17 protein-coding genes and 1 tRNA gene are annotated in these 18,492 nt (G+C 65.1%); 10 read left to right on the forward strand and 8 right to left on the reverse strand.

Annotation, left to right across the window (positions count from 1 at the left end):
- The first annotated feature begins 130 nt into the window (after positions 1-130).
- Complete coding sequence (locus V0Z78_RS06905; RefSeq protein ID WP_336343897.1) at positions 131-664, forward strand: cob(I)yrinic acid a,c-diamide adenosyltransferase; 534 nt, start codon at positions 131-133, stop codon at positions 662-664.
- A 10-nt stretch (positions 665-674) separates the two neighbouring features.
- On the opposite strand, the gene V0Z78_RS06910 is transcribed toward V0Z78_RS06905, so the two are convergent.
- Positions 675-2,408, reverse strand: a complete 1,734-nt coding sequence (locus V0Z78_RS06910) for an adenine deaminase C-terminal domain-containing protein (protein WP_336343898.1) — start codon at positions 2,406-2,408, stop codon at positions 675-677.
- A 182-nt stretch (positions 2,409-2,590) separates the two neighbouring features.
- Here V0Z78_RS06910 and V0Z78_RS06915 point away from each other — a divergent pair.
- A tRNA-Val gene (locus V0Z78_RS06915) sits at positions 2,591-2,665 on the forward strand.
- Between the two features lie 431 nt (positions 2,666-3,096).
- On the opposite strand, the gene V0Z78_RS06920 is transcribed toward V0Z78_RS06915, so the two are convergent.
- The 3 genes from V0Z78_RS06920 to V0Z78_RS06930 all read right to left on the reverse strand — a co-directional run bounded on the left by V0Z78_RS06920 (position 3,097) and on the right by V0Z78_RS06930 (position 4,758).
- Complete coding sequence (locus V0Z78_RS06920) at positions 3,097-3,840, reverse strand: hypothetical protein (protein ID WP_336343899.1); 744 nt, start codon at positions 3,838-3,840, stop codon at positions 3,097-3,099.
- Positions 3,841-4,189: 349 nt separating this feature from the next.
- Complete coding sequence (locus V0Z78_RS06925; RefSeq protein ID WP_336343900.1) at positions 4,190-4,426, reverse strand: hypothetical protein; 237 nt, start codon at positions 4,424-4,426, stop codon at positions 4,190-4,192.
- Between the two features lie 206 nt (positions 4,427-4,632).
- Positions 4,633-4,758 carry a hypothetical protein gene (locus V0Z78_RS06930; RefSeq protein ID WP_336343901.1) on the reverse strand — a complete coding sequence of 42 codons (126 nt, stop codon included), beginning with the start codon at positions 4,756-4,758 and terminating at the stop codon, positions 4,633-4,635.
- Between the two features lie 148 nt (positions 4,759-4,906).
- On the opposite strand from V0Z78_RS06930, the gene V0Z78_RS06935 reads away from it, so the two are divergent.
- Positions 4,907-5,671: a GNAT family N-acetyltransferase gene (locus tag V0Z78_RS06935; protein ID WP_336343902.1), complete on the forward strand. Its 765-nt coding sequence runs from the start codon at positions 4,907-4,909 to the stop codon at positions 5,669-5,671.
- 29 nt (positions 5,672-5,700) lie between these two features.
- Entirely contained in the window at positions 5,701-6,861 is a 1,161-nt protein-coding gene (gene thrC / locus V0Z78_RS06940) for a threonine synthase (protein WP_336343903.1), read from the forward strand.
- 99 nt (positions 6,862-6,960) lie between these two features.
- Here the strand turns inward: thrC and V0Z78_RS06945 are convergent, their stop codons facing one another.
- The gene (locus V0Z78_RS06945) at positions 6,961-7,659 is read right to left on the reverse strand and encodes a haloacid dehalogenase type II (protein ID WP_336343904.1); all 699 of its coding nucleotides are present in this window, start codon (positions 7,657-7,659) and stop codon (positions 6,961-6,963) included.
- A 173-nt stretch (positions 7,660-7,832) separates the two neighbouring features.
- Here V0Z78_RS06945 and V0Z78_RS06950 point away from each other — a divergent pair, with 173 nt between their 5' ends.
- Together V0Z78_RS06950 and V0Z78_RS06955 are read left to right on the forward strand one after the other, a co-directional pair.
- Entirely contained in the window at positions 7,833-8,546 is a 714-nt protein-coding gene (locus V0Z78_RS06950; RefSeq protein WP_336343905.1) for a haloacid dehalogenase type II, read from the forward strand.
- Between the two features lie 181 nt (positions 8,547-8,727).
- Entirely contained in the window at positions 8,728-9,825 is a 1,098-nt protein-coding gene (locus V0Z78_RS06955) for a glutamate-cysteine ligase family protein (RefSeq protein ID WP_336343906.1), read from the forward strand.
- 6 nt (positions 9,826-9,831) lie between these two features.
- On the opposite strand, the gene sucD is transcribed toward V0Z78_RS06955, so the two are convergent.
- The 3 genes from sucD to V0Z78_RS06970 form a co-directional block, all read right to left on the reverse strand.
- Positions 9,832-10,701: a succinate--CoA ligase subunit alpha gene (gene sucD, locus V0Z78_RS06960; RefSeq protein ID WP_336343907.1), complete on the reverse strand. Its 870-nt coding sequence runs from the start codon at positions 10,699-10,701 to the stop codon at positions 9,832-9,834.
- Entirely contained in the window at positions 10,698-11,843 is a 1,146-nt protein-coding gene (gene sucC, locus V0Z78_RS06965) for an ADP-forming succinate--CoA ligase subunit beta (RefSeq protein WP_336343908.1), read from the reverse strand. Before sucC ends, sucD begins: the two co-directional genes overlap by 4 nt.
- Positions 11,844-12,310: 467 nt before the next feature.
- Positions 12,311-12,796, reverse strand: coding sequence for an Lrp/AsnC family transcriptional regulator (locus tag V0Z78_RS06970; RefSeq protein WP_336343909.1), 486 nt, complete (start codon positions 12,794-12,796; stop codon positions 12,311-12,313).
- Positions 12,797-13,047: 251 nt separating this feature from the next.
- Here V0Z78_RS06970 and V0Z78_RS06975 point away from each other — a divergent pair, with 251 nt between their 5' ends.
- From V0Z78_RS06975 to V0Z78_RS06990, 4 genes are all read left to right on the forward strand, one after another.
- On the forward strand, positions 13,048-14,670 hold the full coding sequence (locus V0Z78_RS06975) for an alkaline phosphatase family protein (RefSeq protein ID WP_336343910.1): 1,623 nt from the start codon (positions 13,048-13,050) through the stop codon (positions 14,668-14,670).
- Between the two features lie 211 nt (positions 14,671-14,881).
- Positions 14,882-16,594 carry a carbamoyltransferase family protein gene (locus V0Z78_RS06980; protein ID WP_336343911.1) on the forward strand — a complete coding sequence of 571 codons (1,713 nt, stop codon included), beginning with the start codon at positions 14,882-14,884 and terminating at the stop codon, positions 16,592-16,594.
- Between the two features lie 90 nt (positions 16,595-16,684).
- Positions 16,685-17,656 (forward strand): ABC transporter ATP-binding protein, encoded by a 972-nt coding sequence (locus tag V0Z78_RS06985; RefSeq protein ID WP_336343912.1) that lies wholly within the window; start codon positions 16,685-16,687, stop codon positions 17,654-17,656.
- A gap of 1 nt (position 17,657) precedes the next feature.
- Entirely contained in the window at positions 17,658-18,431 is a 774-nt protein-coding gene (locus V0Z78_RS06990; protein ID WP_336343913.1) for an ABC transporter permease, read from the forward strand.
- Positions 18,432-18,492: the final 61 nt, after the last annotated feature.

The following is an 18,492-nucleotide window of genomic DNA, read 5'->3' on the forward strand; positions in this document are numbered from 1 at the left end:
GGCTCGGACTCCAGGTCTCATCGTCGGGACTACCGTACAGCGACGTTTAGCGGTTGGCGCACCGGCACTGGCTGCCGGTTCGCTGCGCGCCGACGGGGGAGCTAAGTGGCGGTGTCTCGTCCGTCCGGACGTGAAGATCTACACCGGCCGCGGTGACGAGGGGATGACGGACCTGCGAACGATGGATCGGGTCACGAAGACCGACGTCCGGATCGAGGCTTACGGCACCGTCGACGAGGCCAACGCCCTGATCGGGACGGTCCATCCCACGGGCCACGACGACGTCGACGAACAGCTCGAGGGGATCCAGAATCACCTCCACGTCGTCCAGGCCGACTTCGCCAACCCCGAGCCCGACGAGGATGACCCGCGGGTTCGCGAGGAGCACGTCGAACGGTTGGAGGCGTGGATCGACTCGTACGACGACGAACTGGATCCGCTCCAGCAGTTCGTTCTACCGGGGGGCGGCGAGACGGGCGCGAAGCTCCACCACGCCCGGGCGGTGACGCGACGCGCCGAGCGCCGGGCGGTCGCGCTCGCGAACGACCAGTCGGCGAACGAGGCGGCGATCGCCTACCTCAACCGGCTCTCGGACGCCCTGTTCGTCATCGCCCGCGCGGTCAACAAGCGCGACGGCGTGCGCGAGGAGAATCCGACGTACTGATCGCCGGCCCTTACCCGGGATCGAGACCCACAAGCTTCCGGTTCAGCACGTCCGCGTAGCCCGAGAAGGAGAGCTTGAGCGTCGGCACGCCGGTGAAGCTCAGCGTCTGGAGCGCGAGCAGCGGCCGATCGACGTCGGCACCCCGTGCCCGTAGCGCGCGTTCGACGGCGCCGAGAAGCGTCGCGGTCTCCTCGACGTCGAGATCCGAGCAGGTCGCCCCGATCCGAAGCGGAAGCTCGGCCGTGACCTCGCCTCCCCCGTCGACCACGACCCAGCCGCCACCGAGTTCGCGCACGCGTTCGGCGGCGCGGGCCATCGCCCCCTCCTCGGTGCCGACGACGAGCACGCCCGCCCGCTCCCAGGTAAGGGAGGTGGCCGCGGCGCCGCCCCCGAGCCCGAAGCCGACGAGAAAGCCGGTGAAGCCGTCCTCGTTCGCGCCGGCGGACGCGTCGGGGTGGCGATCGAGCAGCGCCGCCTTGAGGACGTCGCGCTCCGGATCGGCTCGAAGCCCGCCGTCGTCGCGAGGGGGCTCGACCGTCGTCTCGCTCGAGAGCAGGCCGCCCTCGTAACGGATCGCGCGCACCGGTCCTTCGGAATCGGGAACGACGAAGCGCTCGGGATCCGTCCGGACCTCGGCGGCGTCGTAGAACCGGTCGGGGTACTCGCGGTGTCGCGGTCCGACGGTCGCCGAACCGTTCCGGACGACGACCTCGCCGCCGCTGATCACGGTTCGTACCGTAACGTCCTCGACGTCGGAGAGGAGCACGACGTCGGCGACGTTTCCGGGAGCGAGCGACCCGCGGTCGGCGAGTCCGAACTGGCGTGCCGGCTCGAACGTCACCATTCGGATGGCGTCGGCGGGTTCGATCCCCGCCTCGATCGCCCGCCGGACGACGGCATCCATGTGACCCTCGCGAACGATGTCGCGGGGCCACATCCCGTCGGTCGAGAGCGAGCAGTCGAGGTCGCCGATCCGGTCGTACGCCTCCGCGAGCGCGTCGACGTCGTCACGGACCGAGCCGTAGCGTCCGACGACGTGGATCCCGTTCTCCGCACGGTCGACGACCCCGTCGGCGCTGATGGCCTCGTGATCGTTGTCGACGATCGAGGCGAACGCCGCGAGCTTCGCGCCGCGACAGCCGGCACCGTGGCCCGTCACCGGCTTCCCGAGATCGCGAGCACGGTCGTAGAGCGCCTCCGCGGGGGTGTCGTGCCCCACGGCGTGGATCCAGCCCGACTCGCCGACGCCGACCACCCGATCGTCATCCAGGAGCTCGACGAGTCGATCCGCCTCCTCGCCCGCCGCACGCGGCGGCTCGAACGTATCGAACAGGGGCGTCGGCGGGATCGTCACGCGGACGGTGACCGGTAGGTAGGCAGTCGCGGCGAGCAGCTCCTCGACGCCGGCCGCGCCGAAGGCGCCGAACGCGGAACACTCCGTGACGACGGCGGTCGTCCCGCCCTCCAGCGAGCGGTGATAGACGGTCTCGTAGCTCTGGAGGAGGTCGAGGTGGGTGTGGGCGTCGACGAACCCCGGAACGACGGCGTGGTCGTCGGCGTTGATCACCTCCGTCTCCGGGCCCGTTACCGCCTCCGCGCTCTCGGGGAGCGCCGCGACCCGGTTGTTCACGACCGCGACGTCGCGCGAGCGAAACTGCCCGGTCTCGGGGGACAGCACCCGCCCGCCCCTCACCACGAGGTCCGCCGGCTCCTCCTCGAGCGCGACCGACTGGAGTTCGTTCACGCGTCCTCCCCGTTCGATGCGGTTCGGTTCGTCCAGAGCGTCGCTCCGTGTAGCCGCCGATCCATATCTCCGAATGTGAGAGACGTGTTATCAAACTACTCGTGTGATCGGCGGGGGTCGCACGTCGGCGTTCGCGTTCGAGAGGTAACGTTTAAGTCCGCGACGGGGGAAATTCAGGCCGCGGGTTGGTGATCTAGTCCGGTTATGATACCTCCTTCACACGGAGGAAGCCGGCGGTTCAAATCCGCCCCAACCCACCTTTTGCTGCGCTCCTTCGCTTCGCTCAGTCGCTAGCAAAAGCTGGACCAAAAACGAACGGCTCTCCCGTCGGTCGAGCCGTTCTACCGCTCACTCACTTCGTTCGTTCGCGGTGAACAAACGGCGGTCTGAACCAAGGAACGAAGCGAAGCGAAGCGGAGTGACTACGGTTCAAATCCGCCCCGATCCACTGATTTTTGCGCCGAACACTTCCGCGAGGCGTAAATCTGTTAGGAAAGGACAAGAGAACTACTCGTAGTTTAAATTCACCTCGTTTTATCCCTTCTACGTACGCTGGGAAACCACAGATCTCGCTATGTTTTATAGAGCATACGGCTCAAAAAGCGGGGCCAACTGCGAGAACATTTGTTAGCGATTTGGCGTTAGGACTGGTTGAAAATTCGGGGTGTCAATAGTAACAGAAAACCTATCAAGGTAGAATTTGATTATCAGGAGAAGGTATCCCCCTATCTGGCATCTGCCAAATCCCTCCTTCAATTATAAGCAATAGGTCCTCGAGGGTCGTCTGGTTTTCAATTGGGACCGCAGCTCTGAAGAGAGTTATTTCTTGAACTCGACGGGTGGGAGTTTCATACACTAGTCGTAGTTCATAACCAATACTTCTTTTATTAGTAGTCTTTGAGAATTCTTGTTTCGATTCTGTTGGCCAATCTGTCTCCCCCAGTCCTGAGATTTTGAAGGGATCAGCAGTCATATTCACGTCAGTTTCAGAGGGTTTAATAGATCTCTTTACTCCGCTGGTTTCCCAATCAAGGCGTTCCATGTCCGTTCCCTTAGTTTCATACTTAGAATCAGTCCAGATATTTCCACTAAACGGAGGCAGTACCTCGTCATCTGGATCCTTAGAATCGGAGAAGATAAAAACAAGATTAATACTCAACTCTGAGGCAGTCCCTTTCCCTATATTACTAATCGATAACTCAATCTCATTTTCATGGATATTCCAATATAAAACCTCATCGTGCGGATTTTGTTGTAATTCTACTAGATTATTCTGTTTCTCCATAATATTCGTTTGTTTTTCTGCTATGACCGTCTGGTTAGCGATACTCTCTGATTGTTTTTTATATAAATAGACTAACGCTACTGTTAGAATTGAGCTCACAATTAGATTTGCCAATTGGATCCCTGATTCTGGGCTCAGACTCACCATAGGTCCTGATAATTATGAAAGGCTTTGAAGATGTGGTGTTATCTATATCAAACTATGAATACGATAGCGGTCCAACGGCTTATTTGACGGTTTGACCCGTCGTAATTTCAAGAGAATAGGATCACTTAAAGACAAATAAGTGTATTCCAAGTCTTTTCTACCTTCTGCAGCGGCAAGGGGCGAAAGTAGAAGTACGACTCCAGTAGCTCAAGTCTGAACGCTAAGCTGGTGATCTATATGATTCGACTGTCCCGATCAATTCGACCACCATTCAGATACTTGAAAAAAGCGTTGTTCCCTGATCAAACAGGATGGAATCGCTTTAAGCTTTGCAGGGCTCTGCAACCGTTTAGTGTACGACCGCGACGACGTGCTGAGCGTCCTGCCGTCGGATCCCGCTGACTCCCAGTCCTTCCCGGGCGAGCACGCCGCAGGCCGACGGCGGGAGACGTGCCGCCTCGATGACCACCTCCAGATACGGCACGACCTCGACGTCCCGGTGGATCTCCACCGACTTGACGGCGGGGAGGTCGTCGAGTTGGGGGGCAGCGCGACCGAGCGGGTCGTCACGTCTGGTCTGTGACATGATCGCGAGTACGAATCGCCGCGTCTTTGTTAGGCGCTTGCTACGTCGCTCGGCGCCCGTCCGACGATGCCGGGTACGCGTCGGTCGTGGTCGCCGTTCCGCTCGACGACGGTGGTACGCTCGCCCACCCGAAGTTCGCGGCTCCTTCGACGGTACGCGGCACTGATTCCGTACCGTCATCATCCCCGCTCGCGAAGGGCGGTCGATCAGAGTACCAGGCCGACGAGTCGATAGAGGAGTCCAACGACGAACAGCGCGATCAGGAGCGCGGTGGCGACGGGGACGACCGGCGACATCCGTTCGACCTCGAACCCGAGGCGGTCTTCGATCATGCCGGGCACAGACGCCGGGTCCGCATAAGCGTTCTTCGAACCGCCGTTCGACCCCGGCGCTCGTCGATCCGGACGAGTGTCGGGGATCCGAACGAACGCCGATATGGATGTGGCAATAGTTTAGTGGTGATGCGTCACACTGTCGGGCATGGAGATTCGTGAGGCGACGACGGCGGATGCCGACGTACTGAAAGGGATTGCCCACCGCTCGCTCCAGACGTCCTACGCGCACTTTCTGGAGGACGAAACGATCGACGACGCGGTCGAGCAGTGGTACGGCGAGGGACGTCTCGAGGAGCTCATCTCGGACGAGGCCGACGACGTCTTCATCCCGGTGCTCGAGGTCGACGACGAGGTCGTCGCGTTCGCCCAGTGTCACCTCGTCGAGTTCCCTGAGCGCGTCGGCGAGATCCACTGGCTGCACGTCGACCCGGACCACCGCGGTGAGGGCTACGGCTCGCGGCTCTACGACCACGTCCGCGAGCACTTCGAGGACGAGGAGGGGCTCGACCGGTTCAAGGGGTTCGTGTTCGCGAAGAACGAGACCGGAAACGAGTTCTACGAGCGCCGTGGGTTCGAGTCGGCCTACACGCACACCCAGGAGATCGCCGGCGACGAGTTCGTCGAGAACGTCTGGGTCGACGTCCCCGAGGGCGAGCAGTACCGTCGCGCGGTCGAACCCCACGAGGACGAGGACGGCCAGACGCTCTACGTCGCCTACAAGGAGGCGTCGGTCGGGTCGAAAGGAGCGTTTCACGTCTCCTACCTCGACGAGGACCTAGAGCGACGCTACGGCTGGTTCTGTTCGGTCTGCGAGAGCTTCGACAACGCGATGGACGCCTCGGGACGGGTCGTCTGTAACGAGTGTGGTAACACCCGCAAGCCGACCCGGTGGGACGCCGCCTACCTCTGAGCCGCCGAGCCGTCGATTCCTCCACACTCATGCTTCCGACCCGTCTCCGCTGTCACGCCTGCGACGCGACCGCCAGCCTCGAGGAGCGAAAGCGCTGTGTGTGTGGCGAGCCCCTCTGGTTCGAGACGCATTCGGAGGAGTTCGAGTGGCCCGACCGACGCGATCCGGGGATGTGGCGCTACGCCGACCTGCTGCCCGTCGATCCCCCCTCGGGCGTCGGCGCGGCCGCCGGCGGGACGCCGCTGGTCCGGTCGCCCCGGCTCGACGTCGGCGGTGCTCGTCTCTTCGTCAAGGACGAGGGAGAGAACCCGACGGGGAGCTTCAAGGACCGGGGCAGCGCGGTCGGCGTCGCGTACGCCGTCGCCGCGGGCCGCGAGCGGATCGGGACGGTCTCGCACGGGAACATGGCGATGAGCACCGCCGCGACCGCCGCCGGCTCCGGACTCCGGTGTACGGTCTGCGTTCCCGCGGACATCCCCGAGGAGCGCCTCAAGAACGTCGCCCGCTACGGCCCCGAGATCGTCCGGATCGAGGGCGATTACGGCCGGCTCTACGAGGAGTCGCTCGCGCTCGAAGGAATCGAGTTCGTCAACTCGGATACGCCGCTCAGGGTGGCTGGCCAGAAGACGGTCGCCCTCGAGATCTGCGAGGCGTTCGCCCCCGGGACGCCCGAGGCGATCGTCCTGCCCGTCTCGAGCGGCGGACAGCTGAGCGCGATCCGGAAGGCGCTTCACGAGCTTCGTACCGCTGGACTGATCGACCGACCGCCGCGGCTGTATGCCGTCCAGGCGGCCGCCTGCGATCCGATCGTACGGGCGTTCGAGGCCGGCGACGAGCGGGTCTCGCCGATCGACGCCGGCGAGACGATCGCCTACTCGATCGCCAACGCGGACCCACCGAGCGGGACCCGGGCGCTCGCCGCGCTCCGCGAGACCGGTGGCGGGGCGGTCTCGGTTCCCGACGAGGAGACCCGAGCCGCCCGGCGACGGCTGGCCCGCGAGGGCGGCTTCGCCATCGAGAGCTCCTCGGCGGTCGCCTACGCCGGTCTCGAACGTCTCGTCGAACGCGACGAGATCGAGTCGAACGAGCGGGTCGTGCTGATCGCGACCGGCAGCGGGTTCAAGGAACGAACCGAGGAGGCCGTCGAGAGCCGGACGATCGCGCTCGAGGAACTGGCGTCGATCGAGTGACGCCCATCCGTTTCCGTCGTCATCCGACGCCAATCCGCGTAGAGTCGCCCCGCTACGGTACCCTCGACCGCGGCCGGATCACCGGGTCGACTCAGTCGGTCAGTCGATTCGATCGGCCAGATCGAGGAAGCTCTCGACCTCCAGGTCGGGGTCGACACCGAGGTGCTCGCGGGGCGGGGACTTCTCGGGGCGCGCGAGCCAACAGCTGTGCATACCCGCGTGTTTCGCGCCCCAGACGTCGCGCATCGTCCCGCCCGAGACGTGGAGGATCCGATCGATCGGCGTGCCGGCCCGCGCGGCGGCGTGGCGATAGATCTCGCGGTCGGGCTTGTACGTCCGGACCTCGTCGGCGCTGACGACCCCCGAGACGACCCCCTCGAGTTCCGCAGCCTCGACGAGGTGCTCGAGCATCGCCGGGCTTCCGTTCGAGACGACGTAGACGTCGTAGCCCGCCTCGACGATCCGCCGGATGCCGGGAGGGACGTCCTCGAAGACGGCGAGCCGTTCCTCGTAGACCGTCCGTCGGATCCGCTCGCGGACCTCGCTTTCGACGTCGTGACCGTGGGACTCGAGCGCGTACCGGAGCCCGAGGTCGATCAGTTCGTCGAACGGCCGATACGCCTCGATGTCGTTCGCCACCACCGAGTAGAGGATGTACTGGTTGCGCCAGAGCCGTGAGACGGCGGCCGGATCCTCGAGGTCGTCGACGAACTCCTCGAGGGCGGCCGCCTGCGAATCGACGTCCACCAGCGTCGAGTAGGAGTCGACGGTCACGGTCTCGATCAGGTCCCAGTTCATGGTCTCCCTCCACCGTGCGGGACGCTAACTGTATCGGACCGTCTGCGCGACCTTCGCTTCACGTCGCGGTCACGGCTGGGATCCTCGCCGACGGGCGCTCGTTCGCGATCCGGTCCCGATCGGACGCCACACTCGCCGCCAGCGTTATTGCCCTCCCCCGCTCCCCTCGGACCGTGCAACCGATCACCACTACCGAGACGCTCCGGAGCGAGCTGCGGGTGCTCGCGTTCGACCTCTACGACACGCTGCTCGACCGCGAGTCGAAGTTGGTTCCCGCGATCGATGGCTACTTCGACGCCGTCGGCCACGACGGCGACCCGGTCGTCTTCCTTCGCCGATACCTCGCGATGCACTTTCGCGACTCGATGATCGATTCGTTGATCGACGGCCCCCACACCCCGTTCAAGGAGATCAGCCGCCGGGCGTTCGTCTACCGGCTCGAACAGGCCGGCGCACCGGTCGACGACGATCGGGTTCGGGGCGTCCTCGAGGCCTGGCGGACCCTCGAGCCGTATCCGGACGTCGAACCCGCGCTCTCGCGGCTGGGCGAGGAGTACGCCCTGGTCGGGCTCTCGAACGGCGATCCGGACATGCTCGCGGCCGTTTCGTCGTCGTTCGAGACCGAACTCGACGGCACCGTCTCGGTCGCCGAGGCCGGCGCGTACAAACCCCACCCCGCGCCCTATCGGCTGGTCTGCGAGCGGTTCGACGTCGCACCCCACGAGGTGGCGTTCGTCTCGGCGCACACGTTCGACATCGTCGGCGCGAAGGCAGTCGGGATGCGCGGTGCGTTCGTGAACCGTCACGACAACCCCTACGGCGGCTGGCCCCACCGGCCCGACGTCGAGGTGGACGATCCAAAGGGGCTCGCCGACGCGCTCGCCTGAGTCGGACCGGTCGACGAACGACGGCCGTCCACCTCGGTCGCTGCCGGGCGAGCGTGGATCTGGCGCTCTCGTTCTCTTGCCCGGAATCCGATCCGGTGCGGAACGTTTTAACCGAACAGCCGCTATGATCGTCGATGACGTTCGACGAAAACGGATGGATCACGGGTCCGTGGACGCACCAATGAAGAAGAGCATCGAGGTGGAGTACTGGGTGATCGACCGGGAGGGCGAGCTCGTCGAACCCGGGAAACTGGTGGAGGGCTCCGAGCAGCGGGTTGAGGAGTTCGTCGAACCGCTCTTCGAACTGAAGACCACGCCCTGTGAGACGACGTCGGAGCTCCGGACGGAGTTCGTGGAGCGGCTGGACGACGCACTATCGGTGGCGGGCGATCTGGGAAAGGGACTAGTGCCGCTCGGAACCCCGATCGACGGCGGCTCGATCCGCCGTCTCCGTGACGAGCGAAGCCGGATTCAACGGCGCGTCCTCGGCGAGGACTTCGAGTACGCGAAACACTGTGCGGGCACGCACGTCCACTTCGAACAGCGGGACGCCACCGAACAGCTGAACGCGCTGATCGCGCTCGATCCGGCGCTGGCCCTGCTCAACTCCTCGCCGTACTTCCGGGGCAAGCGCGTCGCCGCCGGCGCGCGTGCGTACGCCTACCGGAAGAAGTGCTACGAGCAGTTCCCGAAGCACGGCCAGCTCTGGGACTACGTCGAGAGCGTCTCGGAGTGGAACGAACGGCTCGAACACCGATTCGAGGACTTCGTGGAGGCGGCGATCGAGAGCGGCGTCGACCGGCGAGACGTCGAGGCGAACTTCTCGCCAGACGACGTCGTCTGGACGCCCGTCCGGCTTCGAAAGGAGTTTCCCACCGTCGAGTGGCGATCCCCCGACGCGGCGCTGCCGAGCGAGATCCTTCGACTCGCGGGCGAGATGAACGCGCTGATAGAGACGCTCCCCCACCGAAACGTCCGCATCGAGGGCGAGCACGGCGGGGTGAGCGACGACCGGATCACGCTCCCGGAGTTCGATCAGGTCTGGGAGTACGTCGATCGGGCGATCCACGACGGCCTCGAATCGAAGGAGCTCCGTTCGTATCTCGGTCGGATGGGCTTCGACGTGGGGTCGTACCGACCGATCTCAGCCCGAATCGACGGCCGATCGTCGATCGACCGGGACGAGGCGTGCGACCTGCGTCTCGAGTACGCCCGGGAGCTCGAACGCGACGTCGAGCGGCTGCTCGAACGAAACGAGAACGGAAGGAAGCGCGTCTGAGCCGGCTTACAGCAGCTCTTCGACGTCGTTTGCGACCTCCTCGGGAGTGTCGCCGACCCGGACGCCCGCGTCGTTGAGCGCCTGGATCTTGCTCTCGGCGGTGCCGGTGCCGGAGCCCGAGACGATCGCACCGGCGTGGCCCATGCGCTTTCCGGGCGGGGCGGTCCGCCCCGCGATGAAGCCCGCGACCGGCGTGTCCATGTGCTGGGCGATGTACTCGGCGGCCTGCTCCTCGTCCTCGCCGCCGATCTCGCCGCACATCACGACCGCGTCGGTCTCGGGGTCGTCCTCGAACAGCTCCAGGGCGTCGATGAAGGAGGTACCGATGATCGGGTCGCCGCCGATGCCGATGGCGGTCGACTGACCCAGCCCGCGGTTGGTGAGGTTGTCGACGACCTGGTAGGTCAGCGTGCCGGATCGGGAGACCAGCCCCACGTTGCCGGCCGAGAAGATGTTGCCCGGCAGGATTCCCAACTTGGCTTCGCCCGGCGTGATGACGCCGGGGCAGTTCGGGCCGACCAGGTGGGTGTCGACCTCCGAGAGGCGCTTGTACACCTTGCTCATGTCCTGGGTCGGGACGCCCTCCGTGATCGCCACCGCCAGGTCGAGTTCGGAGTCGAGCGCCTCGAAGATGGCGTCGGCGGCGAACGCCGGCGGGACGAAGATCACCGAGGCATCGGCGTCCTCCTCCTCGACGGCTCGGCTCACGGTGTCGTAGACGGGGACGCCCGCGACCTCCTGGCCGCCGCGGTTGGGCACCGCGCCCGCGACGACGTTGGTTCCGTACTCCATCATCTGTTCGGCGTGGAACTTCCCCTCGCCGCCGGTGATGCCCTGTACGACCACGCGCGTGTCCTCGTCGACTAGTACGCTCATTGTTGGACCTCCTGTGCGTTCTCGACCGCACGCTGGACCGCTTCCTCGAGGGTCTCCTCGACCTGTACCAGATCGGCGTTCAGGATCTCCATCCCCTCCTCGGCGTTCGTCCCCGCGAGGCGGACGACGACCGGCTTCGGGATCTCGTCGAGCTCCGAGAGCGCGTCGTTGATCCCCTTCGCGACCTCGTCCCCCCGAGTGATGCCGCCGAAGATGTTGAACACGACGCTCTCGACGTTCTCGTCGGAGAACACCATGTCGAGCGCGTTCGTGATGCGTTCGGCCTTTGCGCCGCCGCCGACGTCGAGGAAGTTCGCGGGCTCGCCGCCGTAGTGATCGACCAGATCGAGCGTCGTCATCACCAGGCCGGCGCCGTTGCCGATGATGCCGACGTTGCCCTCGAGGCGGACGTAGTCGAAGCCGTACTCGCCGGCCTTTCGCTCGAGGTCGTCGGTGTAGGACTCCTCCTCCATCTCCGCGAGATCGGGCTGGCGGAACAGCGCGTCCTCGTCGATGTTCATCACCGCGTCGGCGGCGATGACCTCGCCGTCGTCCGTGACCATCAGCGGGTTGATCTCGGCGTCTGAGGCGTCCTTCTCGTCCCAGAGGTCGTACAGCGTGGTCAGCACGCTCGAGACGTCGCTCGCGATCTCGCGGTCGATCCCGGCGTCGTAGATCGCGCGACGCGCCTGGTAGGGATGCAGGCCGAAGGCGGGGTCGACGTGCTCGCGGGCGATCGCGTCGGGGTCCTCCTCGGCGACCTCCTCGATGTTCACGCCGCCCTTGCGCGAGACCATCGCCACCGGCCGGCCGGCGCCGCGATCCATCGTCACGCCGACGTAGAGCTCGTCGGTGAAGTCGACGGCCTCCTCGACGAGCACGCGCTCGACGGTGTAGCCCTTGAGGTCCATCCCCAGAATCGAGTCGGCCGCCTCGCGGGCTTCCTCCTCGTCGTCGGCCAGCAGGATGCCGCCGGCCTTGCCGCGCCCGCCCACCTGGACCTGCGCCTTGACGGCGACCGGATAGCCGATCGACTCCGCCGCCGACACCACTTCGTCCGCGCTCTCGGCGAGCTCCGACGCCGGAGTCGGCATTCCGGCGTCGGCGAACACCGACTTCGCCTGGTACTCGTGAAGCTTCATGGTTGGCTCGAACGGAACTCCTGCCGGCGCGGAGTTAGTAGTACCGGAACCGGCCGGGTGGGACCCGATGGAGTGGATGACGGTTCGTGTCTCGCGGCCGGCGCGTCGTGTGCGTTGTGCCGCCGGCCGCGAAACCGGCCCGCTACAAAGGAACGTCCGCCTCGAAGAAAACGACGTCCGAGCGCGACCGGGTGCCTCTGACAGCACGACCGCGTGACCGGCGCTCGGACGTCGAGGACGGTCGGGCTACACCCCACCGCCGGGCAAAGCGACCATGAGCGAGCTCATCCACCTCCCCTTGCTTTCTTTGCCCACCTTCGAGTACAGGAATGTCATCCTTATAACTTTTCCATCCGTCGTCCGGAACGTTGTGTATTCAACAGCTGATTGCCGATATGAGTCCCGTATCCACAGATGAGAACGCCGATATTAGCAACATTTCCTCTATAAATTGTGCATTCCACAGATCATTCCTCGTCCAGGGACTGGCCGAGGTGGAAGTTGAACGGCTGGACGCGCTCCCCCTTCAGCAGCTCCGAGCTCCTGATCTCGAGCTCCATGTCCTGGAGCGCGTCGGTGATCCGGACGAGGTCGGTCGTGTCCGTCCCGACGGCCTCGACGTGGAGGTTCTCGACGCTGGTGATCATCTCCTTGACGGTGATGACGCCCTTCACGTTCATCACCTTCTGTGCCATCTCCGCGCGCTCCCGGGCCCTGACCGTACAGATGAACAGCACGCGAAGCGGGAGGTTCGCCCGCTCGTAGTCGAGGATCGGTCGATACCCCTGAATGACGCCGCCCTCTTCGAGCTTCGAGATGCGGTTGCGAACCGTGCTGGCCGAGACGCCGACCCGTTCTGCCATCTCCTCGGCGGTCGCATTGCGGGCGTCCACCTGGAGGAGGTGGAGCACGCCGCGATCGACGTCGTCGAGTGCGACGCTGTCGTCTCCCATGGCCCTGAGTAGGTCGCCCGAGGAGTTAGAGATGACGCCCCGACTACGTGTCGAGTCCCGAACGGAGCGCGGCTCCCGCAGCCGGCGAGATAACAAACTCGTGACACGAGAAGTCCTGTGTACGTCCACGCGACGCGTCGCGTCCGCTCGTTGGGCGCTTGCGCCGGCGCTATCCCCGTCCAACGTGGATCGACCGCCGTCGTCCGAGCTTATAATAAAGCTGATCCTCCTCCAAGCGGAAGGTGGTGACGATGACAGAGGACCCCGGGGGAGACGTCGACGTGTTGCTCATCGGTATCGACGCGTGCTGTCTGCCGATACTCGAGCCCCTCTTCGAGGAGGACCGGGTGCCGACCCTCCAGTCGATCTGGGAGGGGAACCCCAGCGACGAACTCGAGTCCCAGGTCCCGCCGTGGACCGCGAGCGCGTGGCCCTCGCTCTATACGGGGACGAACCCCGGCAAGCACGGCGTCTTCGACTTCCTGCAGTACGACGGCTACGACTGGGGGGTCGCGAACGCGAGCGCCGTCGGCGAACACTCGATGTGGGAGCTGCTCGACCACCACGGGCTCGAGAGCGTCGTGGTCAACGTCCCGATGACCTACCCGCCCGACGAGGTCAACGGTGCCGTCGTCCCCGGGTTCACGGCGCCCGAGAACCCGCCCTGTCACCCCGAGGGGATCCTCGAGGAGATCCGCGAGGCGATCGGCGAGTACACCGTCTACCCGACGCCGGGCGGCGACGAGGAGGCCTTCGAGGAGTACGTCGACTCGGTGGGGATGCGAAGCGACGCCTTCCTCTACCTCGCCGAGCGCTTCGAGCCCGACTTCGGCTTCGTCCAGTTCCAGGTCACCGACACCGTCTTCCACCAGTACGGCTACGAGGAGGAACTGGTTGCCGAGATCTACGAGGCCGTCGACCGGGAGGTCGATCGGATCCTGGAGGCGACGGATCCGGACGTCGCCCTGTTGGTCAGCGATCACGGCCTCGGGAAGTACGAGGGCGAGGAGTTCCGACTCAACACCTTCCTCCGCGAGCACGGCTACGTCGAGACCACGCGCGGCGGCGCCGGGATGCCCTCCTGGCAGACGATCCGCGAGCAGTCGCTCAGGAAGGGCGAGGAGACGACCGAGCGCGAGGTGACGACGCTCGAACGCGTGGTCGCCACGGCGGCGCAGTTCGGCATCACGACCCGGCGGATCGGACGAGTCCTCGAGAGCGTCGGCCTCGACGAACTCGCGAAGGAGCACGCCCCCGCGGGGATCGTAAAGGCCTCCGACGAGCAGGTCGACTTCGCCGAATCGGCGGCGTACATGCGTTCTCGCGTCGAGACGGGCGTCCGGATCAACCTCGAGGGTCGCGACCCGGAGGGGAAGGTTCCACGGAGCGAGTACGAGTCGGTCCGTGACGAGCTGATCGAGCTACTCGAGGGCGTCGAGGCGCCGAGCGGCGAGCCCGTCTTCGAGGACGTCGCGCGCGTCGAGGAGTACTTCGAGGGGCCGAAGGTCGATCGCGCGGTCGACGTAATGACGATCCCCAACGACTGGAACTACTTCCTCTCCGCGCAGGTTCGCGACGAGCTGTTCGCCCCGCCCGCCGAGCCGTGGAACCACAAGCTCTACGGGATCGTCACGGCCACCGGCCCCGGGGTCGACGCCGATGCCGACCTCGCGGGCGCGCACCTGCTGGACGTCGCGCCGACGGTCCTCTCGGCGCTCGGCGTGCCGCGAAGCGATCGGATGGACGGCGAGCCCCTCGATATCGTCCCGCCGACCGAGGAGATGTCCTATCCCGAACACGAGGTCGGCGAGGGTGCGGCGGCCGCCGGCGAGGACGTCGAGGATCGACTCGCCGATCTGGGTTATCTCGAGTAGAATCGCGTGCTCTCGTCGTGACGGCCGGACCTTCCGCGGCGAGTCATCGGACGTCGATGCAGGGTTCGAACGGGCGTCGGAAGGGATCGTTCGAATCCGATCGGCCGATCCAGCGGGCTCCATTACCGGGTCGTACGGCGGCTCCATCGTACTAGTAGTCGAATCTTTCAGCTATCGGAACCTCTACGTCGGATTGGGTCGACGAACGACCATGCCCGCTCACGTTCTCTCGTTTAAACCGGCCGTCGGACTCTACGGGCAACACGACCCTGCGGCCGCCCTCTTCGAGGACGGTGTGCTCGTCTTCGGGATCGAAGAGGAACGACTTACGCGGGATAAACACGCGCCCCATACATTTCCGCGTCAGGCGATCGAAGCGTGTCTCGACTCTCGGGGCCTGGAACTCCCCGACATCGACAGAATCGTACTGCCGTACGATCCGCAGTTGCGCTCCAAGCTCCTTTCGTACTACGTCCGTGACGCGCTATCGATCGACGGCGCCGCGGCGAAGCTGAATCATCTACGGAGAGTCGCCGAGGATCAGCTCGTCGCGCGGTACTTCCCGCTTCGACGGGTGAAATCGCAACTCGAGGAGATCGGGACGCCGCTTCCGCCGATCGATCACCGCGAACACCACGCCTGTCACATGGCCAGCGCGTTTCACCCGTCGGGGTTCGACGAGGCCGCCGTCTTCACGATCGACGCCAAGGGGGAGTACGATTCGACCGTCGTCTGGCACGCGACCGAAGAGGGCTTCAGACGGGTTCGAACCTACGAGCATCCCAACAGCTGGGGGCTGTTCTACGCGATCGTGACCGAATATCTCGGTTACCGGATGTTCAACGGCGAGGGGAAGGTCATGGGGCTGGCCCCGTACGGCGAGGACGACCCCCGGATCGAGTCGGCCCTCCGGAGCGTGATCGATACCGGCGTCGATTACGACGTGACCGATCTGACCCACCGGTGGGGGACGGACTACGGCGTCCGACGGCTCGAGGAGCTGTTCGACCGCCCGCGAAAGGACGATCCCGACACGTTCGATCAGTGGGAGAAGAACCTCGCACATACGGCACAGAAGCTCCTCGAGGAATCGATCTGCGAACTGGTCGAGACCTACTGTCGGGAGATCGAAACGGGACACGTCGGTCTGGCCGGCGGGGTCATACTCAACTCCAAGCTGAACCAGCGGATAACGGGCCTCTCCACGGTCGAGGAGACGTTCATCCAGCCCGTAGCACACGACGCCGGACTGGCGCTCGGCGGCGGCTGGATCGATCAGCGTCCGAGTACCGTCGATCGGATGTCCACCGTCTATTGGGGACCGGAGTACGACACGGCATCGATCAAGGAACGATTGGAGGCGAACAAGCTCGAGTACACCGAACCCGAAAACCTCGAACGGACGGTCGCGGAACGTCTCGCGGACGGGGCGCTCGTCGGGTGGTTCCAGGGTCGCCTCGAGATGGGACCGCGCGCGCTCGGCAACCGAAGCATTCTCGCGGACCCCCGCTCGGTCGAATCGCGCGACCGCGTCAACGAGTACGTGAAACACCGCGAGGGGTGGCGGCCGTTCGCCCCGTCGGTGATCGAGGAGGCGGCCGACGAGTACCTCGTCGACGGCGAGGAGGCGCCGTTCATGATCCGGACGTTCGACGCCGTCCCCGAGAAACGCGACGAGATCCCGGCAGTGCTCCACCCCGCGGACGACACGACCCGTCCGCAGACGGTTCGGGAGGACCAGAACCCCCGGTACTACCGACTGCTGCGCGAGTTCGAGGAACTCACCGGCGTCCCGATCGTGCTCAACACCTCGTTCAACGATCACGGCGAGCCGATCGTGAACACGCCCACGGAGGCGCTGAAGGACTTCTTCGGCATGGGACTCGACGTCCTCGCCATCGAGGACCTCCTCGTCACCAAATGAGGGACTCCGGACCATTCTACCGGTTTCAGTCCTCGTCCTTATCGACCGGATTCCGGCTCGCTTTATCCCCAGAGCCGCTACGATCCGGCAATGACGCTGGCGATCGACGCGACCGATCTCGTAAAGGAGTACGACGACGTCCGGGCGTTGGACGGGCTCTCGCTCTCGGTCGAGGCCGGCGAGTTCTTCGGCCTTCTGGGGCCCAACGGCGCGGGCAAGACCACGTTCATCAACACGCTGGTCGGGCTGGTTCGGAAGACCGGCGGCGAGGTGACGGTCTTCGGGGACGACGTCGAGGACGACTACCGCGCGGTGCGCGACAGCATCGGCCTCGCACCCCAGGAGTTCAACGTCGACCGGTTCTTTCCCATCCGCGAGGTGCTGATGCACAAGGCGGGCTACCACGGCGTGAGCGAGGAGGAGGCCGGTCGACGCGCGGACGAGGCGCTCTCGCTCGTGGGGATCTACGACAAGCGCCACACCCGCTTCGACTGGCTCTCGGGCGGGATGAAACGGCGGCTTCTGCTCGCGCGAGCGATCGTGACCGAGCCCGACCTGCTCATCCTGGACGAGCCGACCGCCGGCGTCGACGTCCAGCTGCGCCACGACCTCTGGGAGATCATCAACCGGCTGAACGACGAGGGGACGACGATCCTGCTCACCACCCACTACATCGAGGAGGCCGAACGCCTCTGTGACCGGGTCGCGATCATGGACGGCGGCCGAAAGGTGACGGTCGCCACGCCGGACGAACTGATGGATCGGGGAAGCGACACCATCAGCGTCGAGCTCAGCGATCCGCCGGCGACGGCCCCGCCGCTCGACGTCGAGGACGTCGAGGGGGTGACCATGGAGGGGAGTCGGCTGATCGCTCGCGCGAACCGCGGCGGTCGGACGGCTCCTCGACTGCTGAACGCGCTCGAGGCACGGGGTCACGAGATCCTCGACATCGAGATCTCGCGCACCTCGCTCGAGGAGGTGTTCGTCGAACTCACCGAGGACAGAGACGGAAACGACGGGGCGAGCGAGGAGGCCGCCCCCCTCGCCGGGGAGGCACGGTAGCGTGTTCGCGAACCCGATCTCCACCTCGTTCTACGCGCTGCTCAAACGCGAGTTCCAGCGCTACGTCCGCCGGCCGTGGAACACCTTCCTCCCGCCGATGATCACGAACGTGCTCTACTTCTCGGTGTTCGGCGTGATCCTCGGGACGCGCATCGACGAGATCCAGGGCTACTCCTACATCCTCTTTCTCCTCCCGGGGCTCGTCGTGCTGGGCGCGATCTCGAACGCCTTCGAGAACGCCTCCTTTTCGATCTTCCACGGTCGCTGGAACGAGTACATCCACGAGACGCTCACCTCGCCGCTCTCCTACTCCGAGATGGTGCTCGCGTACGTCCTCTCGAGCGCCTCTAGAGGAGTCATCGTCGGGGTCATCATCGCCGTCATCGGCGCGTTCTTCACGCCGGTCGGCGTCGAACAGCCGTTCTACCTCGTCGCGTTCATGCTCGTGGTCACGCTGCTGTTCGCCGCGCTGGGCGTGGTCGGCGGGCTCGTGGCCGACGACTTCGATCACCTCACGGTGATGAACCAGTTCATCCTCCGGCCGCTGGTGTTCTTCGGCGGCGTCTTCTACTCGCTCGAGATCCTGCCGCCGCTCTGGCGTACCCTCTCGCTGCTGAACCCGATGGTCTACATGGTCAACGGCGTCCGTTACGGTTTTCTGGGCTACTCCGACGTCGACCCGAACGCCGCGCTGGCCGTGCTGACGGGACTCACGCTCCTCGTCGTCGCCGTCGACGTCGCCATGTTCGCGCGGGGTTACGGGCTGACCGACTGAGACGTCTACCCGTTCGTCGACGTTCGCCGGATCGGACGGCGAGTACGGAGCCACGGGAACT

Source organism: Halalkalicoccus sp. CG83, assembly GCF_037081715.1.
GTDB classification, from domain to species: domain Archaea; phylum Halobacteriota; class Halobacteria; order Halobacteriales; family Halalkalicoccaceae; genus Halalkalicoccus; species Halalkalicoccus ordinarius.